Raw genomic sequence first — 17914 nt, 5'->3', positions numbered from 1 at the left:
TGACCTATTAAACCGGCCAGTGCGGTCGTGGATAGGTAGGCCGCGAAGATCGGAGTATTAATAGGACCGAGTCGGCCTTAAAGTGTCGAGAGCCAGGCGAGGGCAACGGCACCCGCGATGATCCGGTACACCGCAAACGGGACGAAGCCGTAGCGCGTGACCACGCCGATGAACCACTTCACAACCAGCAAGGCGACGACGAACGCCACCGCAAACCCCAGCGCGATCGCGCCCAGGCCGACGCCCTGGCCGCTCATCAGCTCGTGCCGGTTCTTGACCAGTTCGAGCGTCGTCGCGCCGAGCATCGTGGGGATCGCGAGGAAGAAGCTGAACTCCGCCGCGGTCCGCCGCTCCACGCCGAGCGCAAGCGCACCGAGGATCGTCGCGCCGGACCGGCTGACTCCGGGGACCATCGCGAGGCACTGCAGGAAGCCGATCCCGATCACCTTCGGGAGCGGAATGTCGGCGACCCCGACGATGTCGCTCTTGGGGGCAAGCCGCTCGACCGCGATGATCGCGAGCCCGCCGACGATCAGCGCGATCGCCACCACCTCGGCATTGCCGAGCAACGCCTCGATCTGCTTGTGGATCGCAAGACCGATCACCGCTGCGGGCACGAACGCGACGAGCACGTTGCGGACGAACAGCAACGACTTGGGCTCGCGCTTAAGCACGCCCATGCCGACCGCCCAGAACGTCCGCCAGTACAGCACCACGATGGCGAGGATCGCGCCGAGCTGGATGATCACGTTGAACGCACCCCAGCGGGTCGCATCATACCCTAGCAGCTTGGTCGCGAGGATCAGATGGCCGGTCGAGGAGACGGGCAGGAACTCGGTGACCCCCTCGACGATGCCGAGGAGGATGATGCTGATGATCTCGTTCACGAAAGTCCCCTTTTACGGCCCCCCGAGGCCGGTGATCGGTGGTCGGCCCCGCCGCGCGCGTCAGGCGGCGGCAGGTGCCGAGAAACGACCGCCCTTGCGGTACCGCACCAGCCAGACCGGTGCGACAGCGTCGAGCGGCGTCGGCGTGATCCCTAGCGTATCGAGCCCGTTCGCTCCAGCCGCGACGACATTGTCGTTGGCCAACATCTTCCACTGGTCCTTGGTGATCGGCGCGCCCGGAAGGAAGCCGAGCCCTGCGATCGCGGCACCGATCGAATCGGGCAACTCGACGATCGGGCGCTTGTGGCCGGTCGTCTTGGCGATCCAGCGGATCAAGGCGCCCATCGTGATCGTGTCGGGGCCGCCGAGCTCGAACGTCTTGCCCGCGGCGAGCGCGGGTTCGTCGAGCGCCTTGACGACGGCTTGCGCCACGTCGCCGACATAGACCGGCTGGAACCTGGTACCGGTGCGGAGCACCGGCACGACCGGCGCGCTGCTGATCATTCCAGCGAAGCGGTTGAGGAACTGGTCCTCGCGGCCGAACACGATCGACGGGCGCAGGATCGTTGCAGTAGGGAAGGCGGCACGGACCGCAGCCTCGCCTTCGCCCTTCGAGCGGCCATAGGCCGAATCGGACGCGCTATCCGCGCCGATCGCCGACATGTGGACAAGCGTGGCCACGCCGGCGCGGGCGGCCGCTTCCGCCACGATGCGCGCGCCATCGACCTGGATCTTCTGGAAGTCGCCACTGAGGATGCCGACCAGGTTCACCACCGCATCCGCTCCGGCGACCGCATGCGCGATCGATTCGGGCTTGGTGATATCGACCGCGACGAATTGCGTCTGGCCGAGGCCGCCCTGAGTCTTGAGGAAGAACGCCTGGCGCGGATCGCGCTGCGCAATCCGCACGCGCGCACCGCGCTCCAGCAGCGCCTGCGCCACATAGCGGCCGAGGAAACCCCCGCCGCCGATCAAAGTCACCAGCTTGTTGTTCATCGAAAGCGCCTTCTCGAATGTCGATCTGTCCTCTGCCTAGCATCGTGCGTGTTGACAAGACCAACGAGCCTCCCCTAAGGCCCGCCACCTACCCAGTGCCCGGATGGCGGAATTGGTAGACGCACCAGCTTCAGGTGCTGGCGCTCGCAAGGGCGTGGAGGTTCGAGTCCTCTTCCGGGCACCATTCGTGCGTCTTACGACGCCCCAGAACCATCGACAAAACCGCAGAAATCTGCCATTTTCAGGATGGTTTTGTCCGAAGGCGTCTAACCGAATTTCAGTCGATCCCACTTCAAAGTGGGCCATGGCCCGGGCCATCGGTGGCCCGATTCAAACGGTGGCCCGGCGGGCCATTTCGACGGGATACGGCGCTGCTTTCGATCGATACCGTTCAACGCGGGATTGATGGTCATGGCACTTAAAGATCTAGAGATCCGATCCCTCAAGGCTGAGGATCGCGTTTACAAGCGTAGCGACGAGCGCGGGTTGTACATCGAGGTACATCCGAGCGGCTCGAAACTCTGGCGTTTGAAACATTCCCATATGGGGAAGGATAAACGCATCGCGCTCGGGCGCTATCCTGAGGTCGGTCTGGCAGAAGCCCGCCGCAAGCGCGACGAGGCAAGAGCCAAGGTTCGTGACGGCGTCGACCCCTTGGCCGAACGGAAGCGAGAGAAACTGGTAGCCCTTTACAACGCGGCGAACACGTTCGGCGATGTTGCCAAGGAATATATCGACAAGATGGTGGCCGAGGGCCGGGCCGATACGACGACGACAAAAGCGAATTGGCTTTTGGAGCAACTGGCACCGATTGCCGCTCGAGCAATCTCCGAACTGAAGCCTGTCGATGTCCTGGCTGCGCTCAAACGCATCGAGGCAAAGGGCAAACATGAAACCGCGCGCCGCTGTCGTTCGTTTGCCAGCCGCATATTTCGGTATGGCGTCGCGACCGGCCGTGTCGAGACCGACCCGACCTCCGTACTGCGTGGCGCGTTGATCACGCCGAAGGTTGAGCACCACAGCGCAATCCTCGAACCCAGGGCGGTCGGCGAGCTCCTGCGATCGATCGATGTCTATTCGGGCCATCTCATCACCCGTCTCGCCCTGAAGATATCGCCCCATGTCATGGCCCGCCCCGGCGAACTCAGGCAGGCTCTGTGGCCCGAATTCGATCTCGAAAACGGGGTCTGGAAAATCCCCCCGGAGCGTATGAAGATGCGGCGGCCACATGCCGTCCCGTTATCAAAGCAGGTATTGGGATATCTTGCTGAGTTGCATGCATTGACCGGACCCGACGGGTTCGTCTTCCCTGCGTTTCATACCTCGCGGAGGCCACTTAGCGAAAATACGATCAATCAGGCGTTCCGACGCATGGGCTACGCCCCGGGCGAGGTGACGGCCCACGGCTTGAGGACGACCGCGTCAACTCTTCTCAATGAAAGCGGAAAGTGGAGCGCAGACGCAATCGAGCGTTCGTTGGCGCATGCCGACAAGGATGCGATCCGGGGTACTTACAATCGCGGATTGTATTGGGAGGAACGTATCGCGATGCATCAGTGGTGGAGCGACTATCTGGATCAGCTACGCACGGCGGACTCTGTTTCGGTTCGGGCCTGAACAGGAAAGCGCGACAGCACATCTCCAGCGAACGGATCCACCAACGGCGATTCTGAACATGGCCACATGAGGAGGGAGGGCCATCATTTTGTCTTTGGTCATAGCCGACGTGCAAATGCCTCGATGGTGGCGCGACAGCGTCAGGAGCCGCCGAGCGGGCGGGGGTATACCTCGCAACGCTGGCTGACCTATCGACAGGCGCAGGCGGCGGGTGGAACCGTGCGCAAGGGCGAGCGGGGGACGACCGTTTGCTATGCCGATCGCTTCACGCCGAAAGACGAGCAGGCACGCGCACGGGATGACCCCGGGCAATCTTGGCGCCTCGATCGTAAGGGCAAGCGAGCAGGTGCGCGCCCAGGACAGTGAAATGCTGCGGACTGCCCACGACACGTCCACGACCTTGATCCAGCAGCTTCGGCTGACGATCCAGCAGGTCGAAGCGGCCAGAGTGCAGAAACAGCATCTGCTGCTCGCAGCGGCGGTCGGGTTGTTCTTGGGCATCCTGCTTTGGTCGATCCTGCCAGGGATTGTGACGCGCGCGTTGCCGGAAAGTTGGGCTGCGCCGGAATGGATGGCCATGCGCACGATGCGGATGGATCGCTGGCAGGCAGGTATGCGCTTACTGGCTGTCGACAAACTTGAGCCAACACCGAGCCCGAGTGCGTCACCCAGCCCGGTGGCGGAGCCCCCAAAGCCTCATCGTCGCAAGCGGCGTTGAGCGGTGGTGGACGGACCGGCTGCTTTCAGGGTCATTTGGGTGGAAAGCGGAATGACCGCCTTGGATTGGCGGTCAACGTAAACGGCCGTTCGTTCAGCCAAAGGCGACCGGCAGCTAGCTAAGCGAACGGATGTGGCGGAAAATGGGTCGTCGCTGCTGCGGCGGGAGTCGGCCAACAAATGATCCTTATTTCAGCACCACCTCCCCGCTTCCCGACCTTGCCCAACCCCTGGGTCGGTGGATATTCTGTCCGGTAAAGCAGACGATACTGCAATTGTAGCTGGGGGAGCGAAAGATGCCGAAATCGCGCGCGCACGGGTCCGCTCTCTAGATTGCCCAACTGAAGATCGTGAACGCCACGCAACTGCTGCCAATCACAGTCGGCGCACAGCCCCCTACGGCGTAAGGTCGCCACAGCGAGATCACATTAATGACAGACGCCAACGTAACCGCCGTTAATCACACAGGCTTCGCGGTATCCTCATTGGATGAAGCCGTTCGCTTCTGGACCGAAGCGCTTGGCTTCACGCTTCAGCGGCGGTCTGAGATGGGGGGCGACTTCCTACGTCAGGTGACCGGCGTCGATGATCCGAACGTGAAAACGGCGACCGTAAAAGCGCCAGACGGCTCCGTGGTTGAGCTGTTGCAATATTCCAAGGGCAGCCAGAATGGGGCTGTGCCGAACAGCGCGGGTGCAATCGGAGCCGCCCACTTGGCTCTGACCGTGAGGGATATCCACGCCGCCATTGCCTGCGTCGAAGCCGCGGGATGGAAGGCGAAGGGGAGCCCGCAGTCGATCTCCGGTGGCCCGAGGAAAGGAACGCTGGTGGCTTATGTCTCAGGCCCCGACCATATCACGATAGAATTGATGGAGCTTCCAGTCCAATGACCGAGTTCCAGCGCGGGCTTCGATCACCATGCTTTCACGCTAACCTGCTAATCTCTTCAACCGGATACTGAGCGATGATGCGTATGCTAAATCTTCTATGTGTCGCTGCATTGATCGTGCCTGTGACGCCACTTCTTGCGGCTCAACGCGCGAAGCCTGGCAACCGCGGCCAGACCGTGAACTCCTCGGAACAGCAACGGGAATGCAGGCTTGAGGTCGACGGCAAGATAAAGGTAGCAGGTCGCTGCTGGGTCTATCCGACGGGAGCCGGCGACTACACCCTGAACACCCGGGATCATGGCAAGCCGCACTACCCACACTTCGCGATGGTGTCGTCGAACGGTGATGGCACGGCTGATGTAACCTGGAATGCTGATCCTACTGATGATCGGGCTTTCGATTGCCTCGGCAAGGCTCGCAAACAGGGCGAGTGCTGGGTGAATAAGCGGGTCCGCGTTTGCGCGCGGTAACCGGGGGCATTCTCGGAAATAAACTGTCCTGGAAAAAAGATGTCATAGTTTGTCGGCGGTTGCTATCGCATTCCGACGAACGGACGGTCCGCCTTTAGGAGGCCAGAGCCTCCCGTTTGCACACGATCGTGATGATCTGCTCTTCGGTAAACCTGCTGCGCTTCATCGTCGTCCTCCTTCAGCAAGGACTCTAGCTCAGATGAGCGGAGTTTCTTGGGAGCACTTAAGGATATATTGAAACTAGGAGCGCCCTCTTCAACGCAGCGGCAAACTATCCCGGTCGTATGTTGAGATGCCTCCTTACTTCTCAAGACCAGAGGTTGCCGACATAGATCTGGCGATGTCGACCAATCGTTCGACGACAGTCATCTCCTCAATCAGCGTTGCACGGCGTCGCGCTTCATCGGCGCAAGCTTGGCGAGGAAGCGGTTCTGCGCCGAGAACGGCACCCCTTCCTTGCGCATGGCGGCCTGTAGATCTTCGACCAGCGCGCCCATGTCGGCTGTCTGGACGCCTATGTCCTTGTGTGAATCCCGCATGGTTCGCCCGGTGTACGAGCAGCCCCCCGCTAGAATGTAGCAGAACTGCTCCTTCAGCAGCCGTCGCAGCCGGACGATGTCCTGTCCCTTGAAGATGTCGGCAATGCGTTTGTCCGCGACCAGTCGGGCAACGAAATTGTCGGTTATCCGATCGATCCCGACCCGGCCATGGAACGCGCGTAACATCGCCTGCCCCTCGAACGGCACCGCTCCGGCGTTGGCATCATGCTGCGCGTATGGCGCAACGGGATCCTCGCCCGGCGGAACGGTCTGAGCAGCAGCGGCAAGCGCGAGCAGGAACATCACCATGACTTTGTCATCCTGTCAGAAACGGCCTTGGAGCGACACCAGCGCGCCGCGTTGCCCGCGGACGGTCGCGATATCGCCGAGGTCGGTATAGGCCGCGGTCAGCGTCGCATGACGATCGAACGACCATGCCGCAAAGCCGTCCCAGACGTTCTGTTCGCGAGAGAAGCCGAGGTTGCTGGGTTTGGTGCGATATTCACCGCCGATCACCAGGTTCGATGTCAGCAGGCGGCCAAGCGATCCTTCGAACTGTGGTCGATAGTGGTCGTTGCGGTCGCCGCCGAACCCGAGCAGGCCGAACTGATTGGCTTTGGTGAAGCGTACGGTCGCACCAATCAGCAGGCTTTTCGACAGGATCAGCTTGGTCGCCGCTGCATAAAAGTCGACCCCACGCGCCGCGCGTCCGCCGATCGCGCGGATCACGGGACCGTTGCTGGCAATCTTATACTGCATGCCAATGGAGATCTGCGGCAGGAGTTTGTCCTGATCGTAGACGGCATCCCCGACGAGGCGCAGTTTCGCTCCAAGGATATCCTGCTTGAACGTAAAGCCACGTCCGAGGCCCAGCGCAGCGCCCGCGGCGCGCGTATCGAACGCCTGATGCGCGTACGACAGCTCGACCCGATTGGACAGGCCGACTGCACCCCCGAAGCTGGCGAGGTCGAAATCGGGGAGGGCGACGTAGGTGGCATGCACGCTGCCGCCGATGCCGTCCTGGGTTTCCGCGCCGGAAATGACCGACCACGTGGCGAGGCCGCCCCCGGCCGTGCCTTCGATAGTCGAGATGCCGTCGGTCAGCACGAGCTTGCCGCCCTGCCGCCGTTCGCTCGCCTGCGCCGGGATCGCAGCGAGCAGCGCGACACCCAGCACGGATGCCGCCAGCGATGCCAGAAGGGACGTCATGGAATATTGGATCTCGATCGTGGGTCGGATCCGAGCATGACAATTTACGATGAGTTTTTCGTTAAGCCGGCATTGATCGTTTGGAAACCGTTTGGCCTTACGCTGCCGCGATGCAACGAGCTCATGCCTGGATTGCGGCGTTGGCCGTAGCGTGCTCACCGTTCGCCGCGGACGCCGCGACGGTCACTATCGACGTACGCGACGCAGCGGGCCAGCCAATGCCCAATTCGGTGGTACTGATCGCCAGCCCCAACACGCCCGCAAGCGCGCCGAAATCTGGTGGCTCGTACGAGATGGCGCAACAGAACATCATGTTCATGCCGCACATCCTGATCGTCCCGGTCGGCGCTCGCGTGACCTTCCCCAATCGCGACCGGGTGCGGCATCACGTCTATTCCTTCTCGCCGTCCAAGAAGTTCGACCTCAAGCTCTACGGCAAGGACGAGACCCGCAGTGTCGTGTTCGACAAGCCGGGCGTCGTTTCGCTCGGTTGCAATATCCACGACGCGATGAGCGCTTTCATTTTTGTCGTCGACACGCCCTATGCGATGATCACCGACGCCAACGGCCATGTCACCATCCCGAACGTGCCCGCCGGTGCTGTCACCGTGCGCGTGTGGAACCCGGCGATCCGGGTCGCCGGCAACATGCTCACGCAAAGCGCGGTCGTTCCGGCAACGGGCCTGTCCACGACCTACACCGTACGCGGCAGATGATCGCTGGTCGCCCGCTGCCGCGAGCCGTCAGGCTGCCGCGGTTTCGCCATCTCAGCACGCGGTTGTCGGTGCTCTACACCGCATTGTTTGCGGCCGCGCTGATCGTGGTCGCGGTCGTTGGCCAGATCATGATCCTGAACCACGCGAAACAAAGCGTTCGCGCCGAGCTCGCGACCAGCGGCAGCGTCTATGACCGGATCTGGGCGCTGCGGGCGCGCGCGCTGGCAAGCTCCGGTGACGTGCTCGCGCGCGATTTCGGATTTCGCAGCGCCGTCGCGAGCGGCGATCGCGCGACGATCGCCTCGGCGGTGGCCAATCTGCGGGAGCGCGCGGATGTGCCGAATGCGTTCGTCGTCGACCAGTCCGGCGAGGTGATCGGCGACGGGCCGAACGATCTCCGTAGCATCGTCAGCGGATTACCGACCAGCCTGACCGGTGATCGTGCGGACGCAACCGTGATGACCAGGGATGGGGCGTACCGCGTGTTGGCGTCACCGATCATGGCGCCCATCAAGATCGGCTCGGTAGTCTTCGCGGTCCCGCTCGATGCCAAGGAAATCGCGGCGCTCCAGCGACTGTCGGCGATCCCGCTGACCGCGACGATCTTGCACCGCAGTCCAGCGGGGCACTGGATCTCGAGCGATGCGCGCGTTCCGTCCACGCCCGCGCTCGACACGATGATCGCAGAGGGCGTCAGCGATACGACCCCGACCACGATCGACTTGCCCGACGGCCGCGTGTTCGCGCTGGTCAAGCGCCTCAAAGGCCGCAACGGTGTTCCGGAAGCGGTCTTGCTGCTAAGCTATCCGCAGGCGAAGGCGCTCGCCTCGTATCGCACCCTGCAACTCGGCATCGCGCTGGCCGGGGTGCTCGGACTGATCGTGGTCCTGATCGGCAGTCGTCGCCTCGCCGAGAGCATCACCCGCCCGATCACGGCGTTGGACGCCGCCGCCAAGGCGCTCGAAGAGGGCGGAAGTATTCAGGTCGCGGTCGCCGGTAGCGATGAAATCGGGCGGCTGGCGGAAAGCTTCAACCTGATGTCGGCCGGAATCGCCGAGCGCGAGCACCGCATCACGCATCTCGCCTTTCACGATTCGCTGACCGGCCTGCCCAATCGCACCTATTTCCGGCAACAGCTCGAAGCCGACCTGACCCGCGCTGCCAAGATGCGGGGCAAGGTCATCGTGCTTTGCCTCGATCTCGATGGGTTCAAGGGGGTCAACGATACGCTCGGCCATCCGGTGGGAGACTCGCTACTGCACCGTGTCGGCGGCATTCTTGCGACGCTAGCGGTCGACGGGCTCGTTGCGCGTCTGGGCGGGGACGAGTTCGCAATCATCCTGACCGACCGCGATGACGCTGACCGACCACGCGCGCTGGCGCAGTTGATTCTGGACAAGCTGCGCCTGCCGATGTCCGTCGACGGGCATCAAATCGGCTGCGGGGCCAGCATCGGGATCGCCGTCAGTCCCGGCGACGGCGACGATCCCGATACGCTGCTCAAGAATGCCGACCTCGCTTTGTACCGCGCCAAACGCGATGGGCGCGGCGTCTTCCGGTTTTTCGAGCCAGCGCTCGATGCAGCGGCGCGCAAACGCCGCCAGCTCGAACTCGACCTGCGCGAAGCCTTGCAGACGGGGCAGTTTCGACTGAATTTCCAGCCGATTTTCGACCTCAAGGCCGACCGGATCGGCGGGTTCGAGGCCTTGCTCCGCTGGGAACACCCGGAGCGCGGCAATGTCCCGCCGATCGACTTCATTCCGGTCGCCGAGGAAACTGGATTGATCGTCGCGATCGGCGAATGGGTTATGCTGGAAGCCTGTCGGCAGGCGGTGAGCTGGCCGGGTCACGTGCGGGTGGCGGTCAACGTTTCCCCGCTGCAGTTCCGTTCGAGCGGCTTTTCGAACGTCGTCTTCCAAGCGCTGTCCAATAGCGGCCTCGCCCCGCAGCGGCTTGAGGTCGAGATCACCGAATCGGTCTTTCTCGAAGACGAAGGCAGTGTCGTGGCGCTACTGCACCGGCTTCGGGCGATGGGCGTCCGCATCGCGCTGGACGATTTCGGCACTGGTTACTCGTCGCTCAGTTATCTGCGGAGCTTCCCGTTCGACAAGATCAAGATCGACAAATCGTTTGTCGATACGGTTGCGCAAGACGCCAGTTCGGCTGCGATCGTGCGGGCCATCCTTGACCTCGCCGATGCTCTCCACATGGAGACGACGGCGGAAGGGGTCGAGGACAACGAACAACTGGCGCGCCTGCGCGGTCAGGGCTGCGGAAGCATCCAAGGCTATCTGTTCAGTCGGCCGATCGAAGCGGGGATGGTCGCCGACATGATCACCGAACGCATGACAGCCGCCGCTTGAACGGGTCTCCCGATGAGAGCTGTGCTCTAATCGGAAAACAGCAACTGTCGTTATCAATTGAACGTCATTCTCGTCCAGTGGCCTGTACTGCATTTGGTCTGAAATTAATGAATGTCTGAAGTTGGGGCACGGATGGTGCGATGCGAGAGGCGCAATTTGGGTCGTAACCGCCGCGGCAAATATCGACCAAAGCTAGTCGTTCATATCTGCTTCGCTGAACGTCCGGGTCTGACCGAAGCTGCCGATCGCGCTTATCGGAACGGACGGTCAGCAACGCGCGAACAAGGCGATCAGCGCGACGAGATCGTGCCGCACTTTTTCCGAGACGAACAGGATCAACGCGCCGACTAGGATCAGCGCGCTGAGCAGGGCCGGGGTCATGCGTCTCCACCCGGGGGGGGCGACGGGCCCGAGCGCCAGCGGATCACGCGTTCGATCGTGCCGCCCTGAACGATCACTGAGAACAGAACAACGACATAGGTCGCCGCGAGCGCGAAGGCGCGCGCCTTGCCCTCGGGCAGGCCGAGCGCCAGCGCGACCGAGATGCCGCCGCGCAAGCCGCCCCAGATCAGCGTGATCGGCGCCAACTTGCCGAGCGACAGGAACGGCCGCATCACGGCAAGAGGCCCCACCACCGAAATGCCGCGCGCGAGGAGCACAAGTGGGATCGATGCGAGGCCGAGCACGATCAGCCGGCCGTCTGCGGGAATCGTCACCACCTCGAGCCCGATCAACAGGAACAGCACCGCGTTGAGGATATCGTCGATCAGCGCCCAGAATTTGAGTAGGTAATCGCGCGTCGTGTCGCTCATCGCATGCGCGACGCCCTGGTTGCCGATAATGAGGCCGGCGACCGCCATCGCGACCGGGCCACTGACATGGAGTTGGCTGGCGAGTGCATAGCCGCCCATCACCACCGCCAGGCTGATCATCACCTCGACCTTGTAATCATCGATAGAATGCATCGCGCGGTAGGCGAGCCAGCCGGTCGCAAGGCCGAGCAGGATGCCGCCGCCCGCCTCCACGGCGAACAGTTCGGCCGCGGCCGGCACCGACAGCGGCTGCCCGCTCAGCGCCGCTGCCAGGATGATCGCGAACACCACCACGCCGACCCCGTCGTTGAACAGGCTTTCGCCCGCGACCGTTGCCTGCAGCGTCGGCGGGACGGCGGCTTCCTTCATGATCCCCATCACCGCGACCGGATCGGTCGGGCTGATCAGCGCCCCGAACACCAGGCACCAGGCGATCGGAATGGCGATGCCGAGCCAGCCGGCGATCAGTTGAAAACCGAGGCCGATGATGACGGTCGAGAGGATCACGCCAATCGTGCTGAGGATCACGATCGGCAAGCGCCCGCGCCGCATCTCGCTCCAGTCGACGTGGAGCGCGCCGGCGAAGAGCAGGAACGACAGCATCCCATCCATCAGCGTGGTGTGAAAATCGATTCCAGCGATGAAGCGCACGATATCGTGACTGACTGCGCTGGCCGGCAGTAGCCGATCGAGCCCGACAACGATGAGCGAGGCGATCGCGCCCATCACGGTCAGTGCGATCGACTGCGGCAGCTTGAGGAAGCGCCGGTTGAGATAGCCGAGGGTGGCGGCCAGCACGATCAGAATCGCGGCGGCGTCGAACGGAGTGATCGCGAGGGCACTCATTGGCTGGCCGCTTTCAGGGTGACGATTTGGCCTGCCGCGGGGGCGGGGACGGCGCGCATGCCATTGGCGCGCAGTAGCGTCGCAATGGCGAGCGCGCGGCGCGCATTGAGCTTGGGTTTGGCGGGCGGCTTGGCGCCGTCGGGGAGTCCTGGCACGGCGAGCTCGGCGATGTTCCAGCGCCTCGCTTCCCAGATCGAGAGTAATACCGCATCGCGTGCGGCCGGATCGAGCGTATCGACATTGTCGGCGAAGCGGACCGCGGGGAGCTGGCCCAGCGGCGGGACGATCGTGATATGCCAGCCTTGCGCGGCAAGCGATGCGCGTTGCTCGAGCACGCGGAAGGCATCGGGGCCCGCGCCGGGCAGCGGCACGGCGGTGGCGGCCGCTCGGTGATGGTCGCGGTCGAGCGTCACACCGTCATTGGGGACGCCGGCAGCGAGCGCCACGAGACCGACGACGCGCGCCGCCTCGGCGTCTTCGGCGGCGGCGCTGTCGGACGCCTGTCGCAATTCGGCGCGCTGGGTCTCGAGCGCCCCCGCCGACGGATCGAGCAGTACCTGATCGAGCTGAAGCTTGACCGGCTGGTCGAGGCGCTTGGCGAGGTCCGCTTGCATCGCGGGACTACTCTTCGCGTTGGTGCGCGGGGCGATCACCACAGAGCGCACGACGATCGGAGTGCGGTCGAAATCAATGTCGAGCTGCGTCACGCGCGCGCTGGCACCGAAGGCGGTGTTGAGGAACGAGCGGATCTGCGTCGCGATCACGGTCTCGCGCGCGATCCGGCCGAGCGAAATCGCGAGCGGGATGCCCATTGCGACGAATACGAACGCCAGCACGATCGTTTGCGCCCAACTCTGCGTGCCCGAGAGATAATGGCCGAAGCCGTAAAAACGCGCAATCGCCGTCGCCGCGAGCGCGATTGTCAGGAAGTTGGTCGCGAACAGCGCGAGCGCGCCCCCCAGGACCGCCATATTGCCGGTAGCAAGTCCGTAACCGACCACCGCGAGCGGCGGCATCAGCGCCGTGGCAATGGCAACGCCGACGATCGTCTCGCCGCGCCCGCGAATGATCGCGAAGGTGCCAGCGAGCGCGGCGAACAGAGCGACGAGCAAATCGAACAGGTTGGGACGCGTACGTGCAAGGATCTCGGCAGTCGGCGCCTTGAGCGGCGAGGCCAGGACGATCAGCGCGGTGAACGCGACCGCGGCCACGGCACCGATCACCAGCGCGGTCAGCGACCGCCGCATTTCGCGAAAATCAAACAGCGCCAGGCTGAAGCCCAGCCCCAAGATTGGATTCATCAACGGCGAAATCAGCATTGCGCCGATCACGACGGCTGGCGACGACAGCAACAGCCCCAGCACGGCGATACCCGCCGACATCAGCGTCATGAAGGCATAGCGGTTGGACCAGCCGCTCTCCTCGACGATACGGGCGACGACGCGCTCGTGATCGATTGGCGCGACCACTGTCGCCCGCCACCAGCGGTACAGCGCGAAATGGTCGAGGCGAGGGCTCGCCGCCCGCTCGGCAGCTCCGGTCGACGGGGAATCGGGCATTTCGAAACATCTCCGGACAGGCAATCACTCAGCATGGCACGACGGCAGGCCACATGCGGACCGGCTACGCCTGTTTACGCAGAACTCGGCGGAGGTGATAAAGACCGCGCCAATAGCTATACGGAACGATAGTGGTAGTGAGGTTTTATTTTGCGATGGGTTCGAGTGCGGCCCGGACGCGCCTCTTCCCCGAACGAAAGACAGATCATGAAATGCGATCCGGCGCCGAGCGAGCGGTTCGGGGTACCCGAATGACTCGCGGCGACTCATGAAAAGCTGGTTTCTGCGCGTGGGCGACAAACTCAGCGCGAGCTATTGGTTCGTGCCGACGATCATGGCGTTTGCCGCAGTTGTGCTGGCGATGGCCATGATCGCACTCGACGGCTATGCGGGCTCGGCCTGGATGCAGCACGTCAGCTGGCTCTATGCCGCGCATCCCAATGGCGCGCGGCAGATGCTGTCGTCGATAGGCGGCTCGATGATCACCGTGGCGGGTACGGTGTTTTCGGTGACGATCGCCGCGGTGGTTTATGCTTCGGGGCAATATGGCCCGCGGATGCTAACCAATTTCATGCGCGACCGCGGCAATCAGGTCACGCTTGGCACCTTCATCGCGACCTTCCTCTATTGTCTGGTCGTGTTACGCACGATCCGCTCGGCCAACGAGAGCGGCGGGTACAGTTTCGTGCCCAATATTGCATTGCTGGTTGCAGTCGCGCTGGCGATCTGCTCGATCGCGGTGCTGATCTTCTTCATCCACCATGTCCCCAGCAAGATTCACATCAACAGCGTGATCGAGGACATCGGCGAACGGCTGATCCTCGAGATCGGCCATCGCTTTCCGCGCTTCATCGGCAAGCCGCTCGCGCACGGCGCGGGGGAGGCGCGCATTCCCGCTACCTTCGGCAAGGATGCAAGCAGCGAGGAGGCTAACCAGCGGATGCTGATCGCCGCCAAGCGCACCGGCTATATCGAGCTGATCGACGGCGACACGCTTATCGACCAGGCGCGCAGGCATGATCTGGTGCTGCGGCTGCAATATCAGCCAGGCGACTTCACCCATGTCGGCCGTACGCTGGTCGAAGCATGGCCGCCCGAGCGCTGCGATGACGAAGCCGCGCGTGTCATTCGCGATGCCTTCTCGGTCAGTTCGCGGCGATCGGCCCTGCAGGATCTGCGCTTCCTGATCGACGAACTGGTCGAGATCGCCGCGCGCGCGCTTTCGCCCGGGGTCAACGATCCGTTCACCGCGGTCACCTGCATGGATTGGCTCGGTGCTGCGCTGTCGGACATGGCCGGGCGCGAACTTCCACCGCATCTGCGCGTCGACGATGATGGCATGTTGCGCGTGATCGCGCATCCCGAGACATTTGACGGCTTCATGGATCGATCGTTCGGGGCGCTGGCGCAATACAGCGCGGCCGACATGGTCGCGGCGTTGCGCTTCATCCGCGCGCTCGGCGAAGTGTCGCTCGACTGTGACGATCCCGACCGACTTGCGCTGATCTCGGGTTATGCCGACAAGCTGGAAGTGCTCGCCGAAAAGGCACTCGGCGGGTTTAATCTCGAACGGATCAAGCAGCGTGCCGACGAATTGCGCCATGCACTGCGCGAACCCGACTATAAGCGCCGCCTGCGCGATAGTGCCGCCTGGCTCGGCGGGACTGCATGACGAGGCCATGACCGCATGATCGTTGCTATTGCCATTCTCGCCGCTGTCGCGGTCACGACGCTGCTGACGTTCAGTCGGTTCGCCAAATCGACCGCCTGGCGCGCGACGGTGACGCCGCTTGCTTCGATCATCGGGTCGGGCTTCCTGATCTGCGGGCCGCTGCTCGCCCGAGAGTTCGGCTCGGCCGCGATCCTCGCCATGGCCGCGTTGCTCGCGATCGCTTATGCGGTCGGCGCGGTGATCCGCTTCAATATCATCCATGTCGAGAACATCGCGCCCAAGCTGTCGCTTAACGATCCGATGGCCTGGGCGATGCGCGCGGCACAGGTGATGCTCGCGATCGCCTATGCGGTGTCGGTCGCCTATTATCTCAAGCTGCTCGCCGAATTCACAATGAAGCCGCTCGGGATCACGGCCGAATGGCACGGCTTGGTCGCCAATATCGTCGTGACTGTCATCATCCTCCTGCTTACCACGCTCACCTTCTCGGGCGACATTCGCAAGATCGAACATGCCGCGCATGCCAGTGTCTCGGTCAAACTCGGCATCATCGCGGGCTTGCTCGCCGGGCTGGGCGTGTGGTGGGCGACGCGGACTGGCGCACCGCTCGATCTTCCGCCGACGCGGCTGTCATGGAGCGGAATACCGATGCTGCTCGGGCTGCTGATTACGGTACAGGGGTTCGAGACGTCGCGTTACATGGGCGACAGTTATGACCAGGCAACGCGCGTCAAGACGATGCGCTATGCACAGTGGCTGTCCTCGGCGATCTACCTTGCGTTTCTCGCTTTGCTCACCCCGTTTCTGAGTCAGGCGCAGCACGCAGAGGGCGTGGCGGGGATCCTCGACATCATGGAGTTGGTCGCGCCGGCGCTCGGCATTTTCGTGCTGATCGGCGCGGTGTCGAGCCAATTGAGCGCGGCGATCGCGGATTCGATCGGTTCGGGCGGCTTGATGGTCGAAGTCTCGCGCCGCAAGCTCGGGGTACGCGAGGCGTTCATCACCGCCAGCGCGCTGTCGATTGCGGTGGTGTGGCTGACCGATCCGTTCTCGGTGATCGCGCTTTCATCGCGCGCGTTCGCGCTGTTCTACGCGATGCAGGCGGTGCTCGCGCTGTGGGTTTCGTGGCGAACGGGGGCGGGCGGTACACTCGCGCGCGTCGGCTTCTTGATAGTCGGGATAGTTTGCCTCGTCGCGGCTTTAGCCGGAGCGCCTGCCGAAGGCTGATGAGCGCTCAGTTCCCGGTCGGCGCAGGCGGCGTAGGCATCGAGCGGACGTGGATATCACGCTGCGGGAAAGGAAGCTCGACATCGTTGTCCGCAAACAGCCGCCACAGGCGGTTGAGGATGTCGGACCTGACATTGCCGACCCCCAGTTCCGGGTCGGCGATCCACACGAGGATATCGTGGTCGACCGAGCTGTCACCAAACGCCTTTAGCCAGACAGAAGGCTTTGGCGTGTCGAGCACGCGCACCGCGCCGGCGGCTGCTTCGATCATGAGCTTCTGCGCCAGCGCCAGATCGCAGCCATAGGCGACGCCCACCGGGATATGGATCCGCACGTTTCGGTCCGAATAGGACCAGTTCTCTACCGCGTCGGTCATCAATTGCTCGTTCGGGATGAGGTGCTCCTTGCCGTCGCGCGTTACGACCGACACCGCGCGCACGCCGATCTTGCCAACCGATCCGAACGTGTCGCCGACGACGATCACGTCGCCGGGCTTGATCGAGCGATCCATCAGCAGGATCAGCCCGGCGATCAGATTGCCGAAGGTCTTTTGCAGGCCGAACCCGATCGCGAGGCCAGCGGCGCCGGAGAAGACGGTGAGCGCGGTCAGGTCGATGCCGAGCAAGTCGATCCCGAGCAGCACAGCCACGACGACCACGCCGATCCCGGCGAGTTTCTGCACCAGCGCGCGCTGTGAAAGGTCGAGGCTGCTGGTACGGCCGATCAGATGGACCAGCACATGGTTCGCTGCCTTGGCGACGACGTAGAGCACCGCAACAATGACGATCGCGTTGATCACCGCGAGCAGCGAGATACGATGCTTGCCGATCGTGATGCCGATCCCGTCGAGTCCGTGGATCAGCGGCTGCATTCCGCCAAGCGTCGCCGCAGTGGTCGCGACTAACGCTACGATCGCCACGATGGTAGCCGTGCTCTTGCCCAAACCCGCGGCGCGGGCGACGCGATGGACGAGGCGCGCCACCGCAATCCCGAGCGCCACTGCCAGCAGCATCAATGCGAGGGGGCTGAGCGCAGCCGAATTGCCAACGATCAACAGTAGCAGCGCGATCACGCTATATTGGATGACCGAGGCGACAAATGTTTCCGGAAAGACCGCGGCGCGACCGCCGAGGCGTTTCAGTCGAACAGCAACTGAAGGCGCGGCGCGGTGCCCGGCGAACCAGCCGATCGCGACCGCACCCGCGATCAGCACGACGGCAACAACGAGCGACTCCACATCGGGCGAATTCGGTATGGTGACGCCGGCATTTGCGAGCCACGTATGCCAGTCCATCGCAGCTTCCTGTTCCATAGCGCTCGACCGAGATGAGCCCCGATGCCGTGAGCGCACTCGTCGCACAGGCTTTGCCGTTCGGATACACTTGTGAGGCTGA

The 17914-nt window shown here is 63.3% G+C and carries 15 protein-coding genes, 1 tRNA gene and 1 pseudogene; 10 read left to right on the top strand and 7 right to left on the bottom strand.

The window, feature by feature from the left end; genetic code table 11:
* Positions 1–77 precede the first annotated feature (77 nt).
* Entirely contained in the window at positions 78–887 is an 810-nt protein-coding gene (locus L8G49_RS12570) for an undecaprenyl-diphosphate phosphatase (protein WP_242138703.1), read from the bottom strand.
* Positions 888–947: 60 nt separating this feature from the next.
* Entirely contained in the window at positions 948–1883 is a 936-nt protein-coding gene (locus L8G49_RS12565) for a complex I NDUFA9 subunit family protein (RefSeq protein WP_242186162.1), read from the bottom strand.
* Between the two features lie 97 nt (positions 1884–1980).
* Here L8G49_RS12565 and L8G49_RS12560 point away from each other — a divergent pair.
* From L8G49_RS12560 to L8G49_RS12535, 6 genes and pseudogenes are all read left to right on the top strand, one after another.
* Positions 1981–2067 (top strand) — tRNA-Leu (locus L8G49_RS12560).
* A 227-nt stretch (positions 2068–2294) separates the two neighbouring features.
* A complete protein-coding gene (locus tag L8G49_RS12555; protein ID WP_242186161.1) occupies positions 2295–3500 on the top strand; it encodes an integrase arm-type DNA-binding domain-containing protein in 1206 nt (401 codons plus the stop codon).
* Positions 3501–3662: 162 nt separating this feature from the next.
* Positions 3663–3800 (top strand): annotated as a pseudogene (locus tag L8G49_RS12550) (ArdC-like ssDNA-binding domain-containing protein); the annotation flags it as partial.
* Entirely contained in the window at positions 3799–4218 is a 420-nt protein-coding gene (locus L8G49_RS12545) for a DUF6118 family protein (protein WP_242186396.1), read from the top strand. The pseudogene L8G49_RS12550 and the gene L8G49_RS12545, both read left to right, overlap by 2 nt.
* 430 nt (positions 4219–4648) lie before the next feature.
* Positions 4649–5107, top strand: a complete 459-nt coding sequence (locus tag L8G49_RS12540; RefSeq protein WP_242186160.1) for a VOC family protein — start codon at positions 4649–4651, stop codon at positions 5105–5107.
* A 74-nt stretch (positions 5108–5181) separates the two neighbouring features.
* Positions 5182–5577: a hypothetical protein gene (locus L8G49_RS12535; protein ID WP_242186159.1), complete on the top strand. Its 396-nt coding sequence runs from the start codon at positions 5182–5184 to the stop codon at positions 5575–5577.
* A gap of 377 nt (positions 5578–5954) precedes the next feature.
* Here L8G49_RS12535 and L8G49_RS12530 read toward each other — a convergent pair whose 3' ends face one another.
* Positions 5955–6425 (bottom strand): group 1 truncated hemoglobin, encoded by a 471-nt coding sequence (locus L8G49_RS12530; protein WP_242186158.1) that lies wholly within the window; start codon positions 6423–6425, stop codon positions 5955–5957.
* Between the two features lie 15 nt (positions 6426–6440).
* Positions 6441–7325, bottom strand: a complete 885-nt coding sequence (locus L8G49_RS12525; protein ID WP_242186157.1) for a DUF3034 family protein — start codon at positions 7323–7325, stop codon at positions 6441–6443.
* A 110-nt stretch (positions 7326–7435) separates the two neighbouring features.
* Here L8G49_RS12525 and L8G49_RS12520 point away from each other — a divergent pair, with 110 nt between their 5' ends.
* Together L8G49_RS12520 and L8G49_RS12515 are read left to right on the top strand one after the other, a co-directional pair.
* Positions 7436–8041 (top strand): methylamine utilization protein, encoded by a 606-nt coding sequence (locus tag L8G49_RS12520; RefSeq protein WP_242186156.1) that lies wholly within the window; start codon positions 7436–7438, stop codon positions 8039–8041.
* Positions 8038–10404 (top strand): EAL domain-containing protein, encoded by a 2367-nt coding sequence (locus L8G49_RS12515; protein WP_242186153.1) that lies wholly within the window; start codon positions 8038–8040, stop codon positions 10402–10404. The genes L8G49_RS12520 and L8G49_RS12515 overlap by 4 nt, the downstream gene beginning before the upstream one ends.
* Positions 10405–10781: 377 nt before the next feature.
* Here L8G49_RS12515 and L8G49_RS12510 read toward each other — a convergent pair whose 3' ends face one another.
* Both L8G49_RS12510 and L8G49_RS12505 read right to left on the bottom strand, forming a co-directional pair.
* Positions 10782–12062, bottom strand: coding sequence for a sodium:proton antiporter (locus L8G49_RS12510; RefSeq protein ID WP_242137950.1), 1281 nt, complete (start codon positions 12060–12062; stop codon positions 10782–10784).
* A complete protein-coding gene (locus L8G49_RS12505) occupies positions 12059–13621 on the bottom strand; it encodes a DUF389 domain-containing protein (RefSeq protein ID WP_242186152.1) in 1563 nt (520 codons plus the stop codon). The genes L8G49_RS12510 and L8G49_RS12505 overlap by 4 nt, the downstream gene beginning before the upstream one ends.
* Positions 13622–13889: 268 nt before the next feature.
* On the opposite strand from L8G49_RS12505, the gene L8G49_RS12500 reads away from it, so the two are divergent.
* Positions 13890–15293, top strand: a complete 1404-nt coding sequence (locus L8G49_RS12500) for a DUF2254 domain-containing protein (RefSeq protein WP_242186151.1) — start codon at positions 13890–13892, stop codon at positions 15291–15293.
* A 15-nt stretch (positions 15294–15308) separates the two neighbouring features.
* Positions 15309–16520: a hypothetical protein gene (locus tag L8G49_RS12495; protein WP_242137947.1), complete on the top strand. Its 1212-nt coding sequence runs from the start codon at positions 15309–15311 to the stop codon at positions 16518–16520.
* 7 nt (positions 16521–16527) lie between these two features.
* On the opposite strand, the gene L8G49_RS12490 is transcribed toward L8G49_RS12495, so the two are convergent.
* Positions 16528–17814 (bottom strand): mechanosensitive ion channel domain-containing protein, encoded by a 1287-nt coding sequence (locus tag L8G49_RS12490; RefSeq protein ID WP_242137946.1) that lies wholly within the window; start codon positions 17812–17814, stop codon positions 16528–16530.
* Positions 17815–17914: the final 100 nt, after the last annotated feature.

Origin of the sequence: Sphingomonas sp. CARO-RG-8B-R24-01 (assembly GCF_022662295.1) — a bacterium.
In the GTDB taxonomy this organism is placed as follows: Bacteria; Pseudomonadota; Alphaproteobacteria; order Sphingomonadales; family Sphingomonadaceae; genus Sphingomonas.
Note: the sequence above shows the minus strand (reverse complement) of the source record. Positions and strands in the feature narration are given on the sequence as shown.

What these genes read in the sequence shown, in the direction of transcription:
- L8G49_RS12520 (WP_242186156.1), top strand. Translation starts at nt 7,436, where the DNA reads ATGCAACGAGCTCATGCCTGGATTGCGGCGTTGGCCGTAGCGTGCTCA.
- L8G49_RS12530 (WP_242186158.1), bottom strand. Translation starts at nt 6,425, where the DNA reads ATGGTGATGTTCCTGCTCGCGCTTGCCGCTGCTGCTCAGACCGTTCCG.
- L8G49_RS12555 (WP_242186161.1), top strand. Translation starts at nt 2,295, where the DNA reads ATGGCACTTAAAGATCTAGAGATCCGATCCCTCAAGGCTGAGGATCGC.
- L8G49_RS12545 (WP_242186396.1), top strand. Translation starts at nt 3,799, where the DNA reads ATGACCCCGGGCAATCTTGGCGCCTCGATCGTAAGGGCAAGCGAGCAG.
- L8G49_RS12495 (WP_242137947.1), top strand. Translation starts at nt 15,309, where the DNA reads ATGATCGTTGCTATTGCCATTCTCGCCGCTGTCGCGGTCACGACGCTG.
- L8G49_RS12500 (WP_242186151.1), top strand. Translation starts at nt 13,890, where the DNA reads ATGAAAAGCTGGTTTCTGCGCGTGGGCGACAAACTCAGCGCGAGCTAT.
- L8G49_RS12525 (WP_242186157.1), bottom strand. Translation starts at nt 7,325, where the DNA reads ATGACGTCCCTTCTGGCATCGCTGGCGGCATCCGTGCTGGGTGTCGCG.
- L8G49_RS12490 (WP_242137946.1), bottom strand. Translation starts at nt 17,814, where the DNA reads ATGGACTGGCATACGTGGCTCGCAAATGCCGGCGTCACCATACCGAAT.
- L8G49_RS12510 (WP_242137950.1), bottom strand. Translation starts at nt 12,062, where the DNA reads ATGAGTGCCCTCGCGATCACTCCGTTCGACGCCGCCGCGATTCTGATC.
- L8G49_RS12565 (WP_242186162.1), bottom strand. Translation starts at nt 1,883, where the DNA reads ATGAACAACAAGCTGGTGACTTTGATCGGCGGCGGGGGTTTCCTCGGC.
- L8G49_RS12515 (WP_242186153.1), top strand. Translation starts at nt 8,038, where the DNA reads ATGATCGCTGGTCGCCCGCTGCCGCGAGCCGTCAGGCTGCCGCGGTTT.
- L8G49_RS12505 (WP_242186152.1), bottom strand. Translation starts at nt 13,621, where the DNA reads ATGCCCGATTCCCCGTCGACCGGAGCTGCCGAGCGGGCGGCGAGCCCT.
- L8G49_RS12540 (WP_242186160.1), top strand. Translation starts at nt 4,649, where the DNA reads ATGACAGACGCCAACGTAACCGCCGTTAATCACACAGGCTTCGCGGTA.
- L8G49_RS12535 (WP_242186159.1), top strand. Translation starts at nt 5,182, where the DNA reads ATGATGCGTATGCTAAATCTTCTATGTGTCGCTGCATTGATCGTGCCT.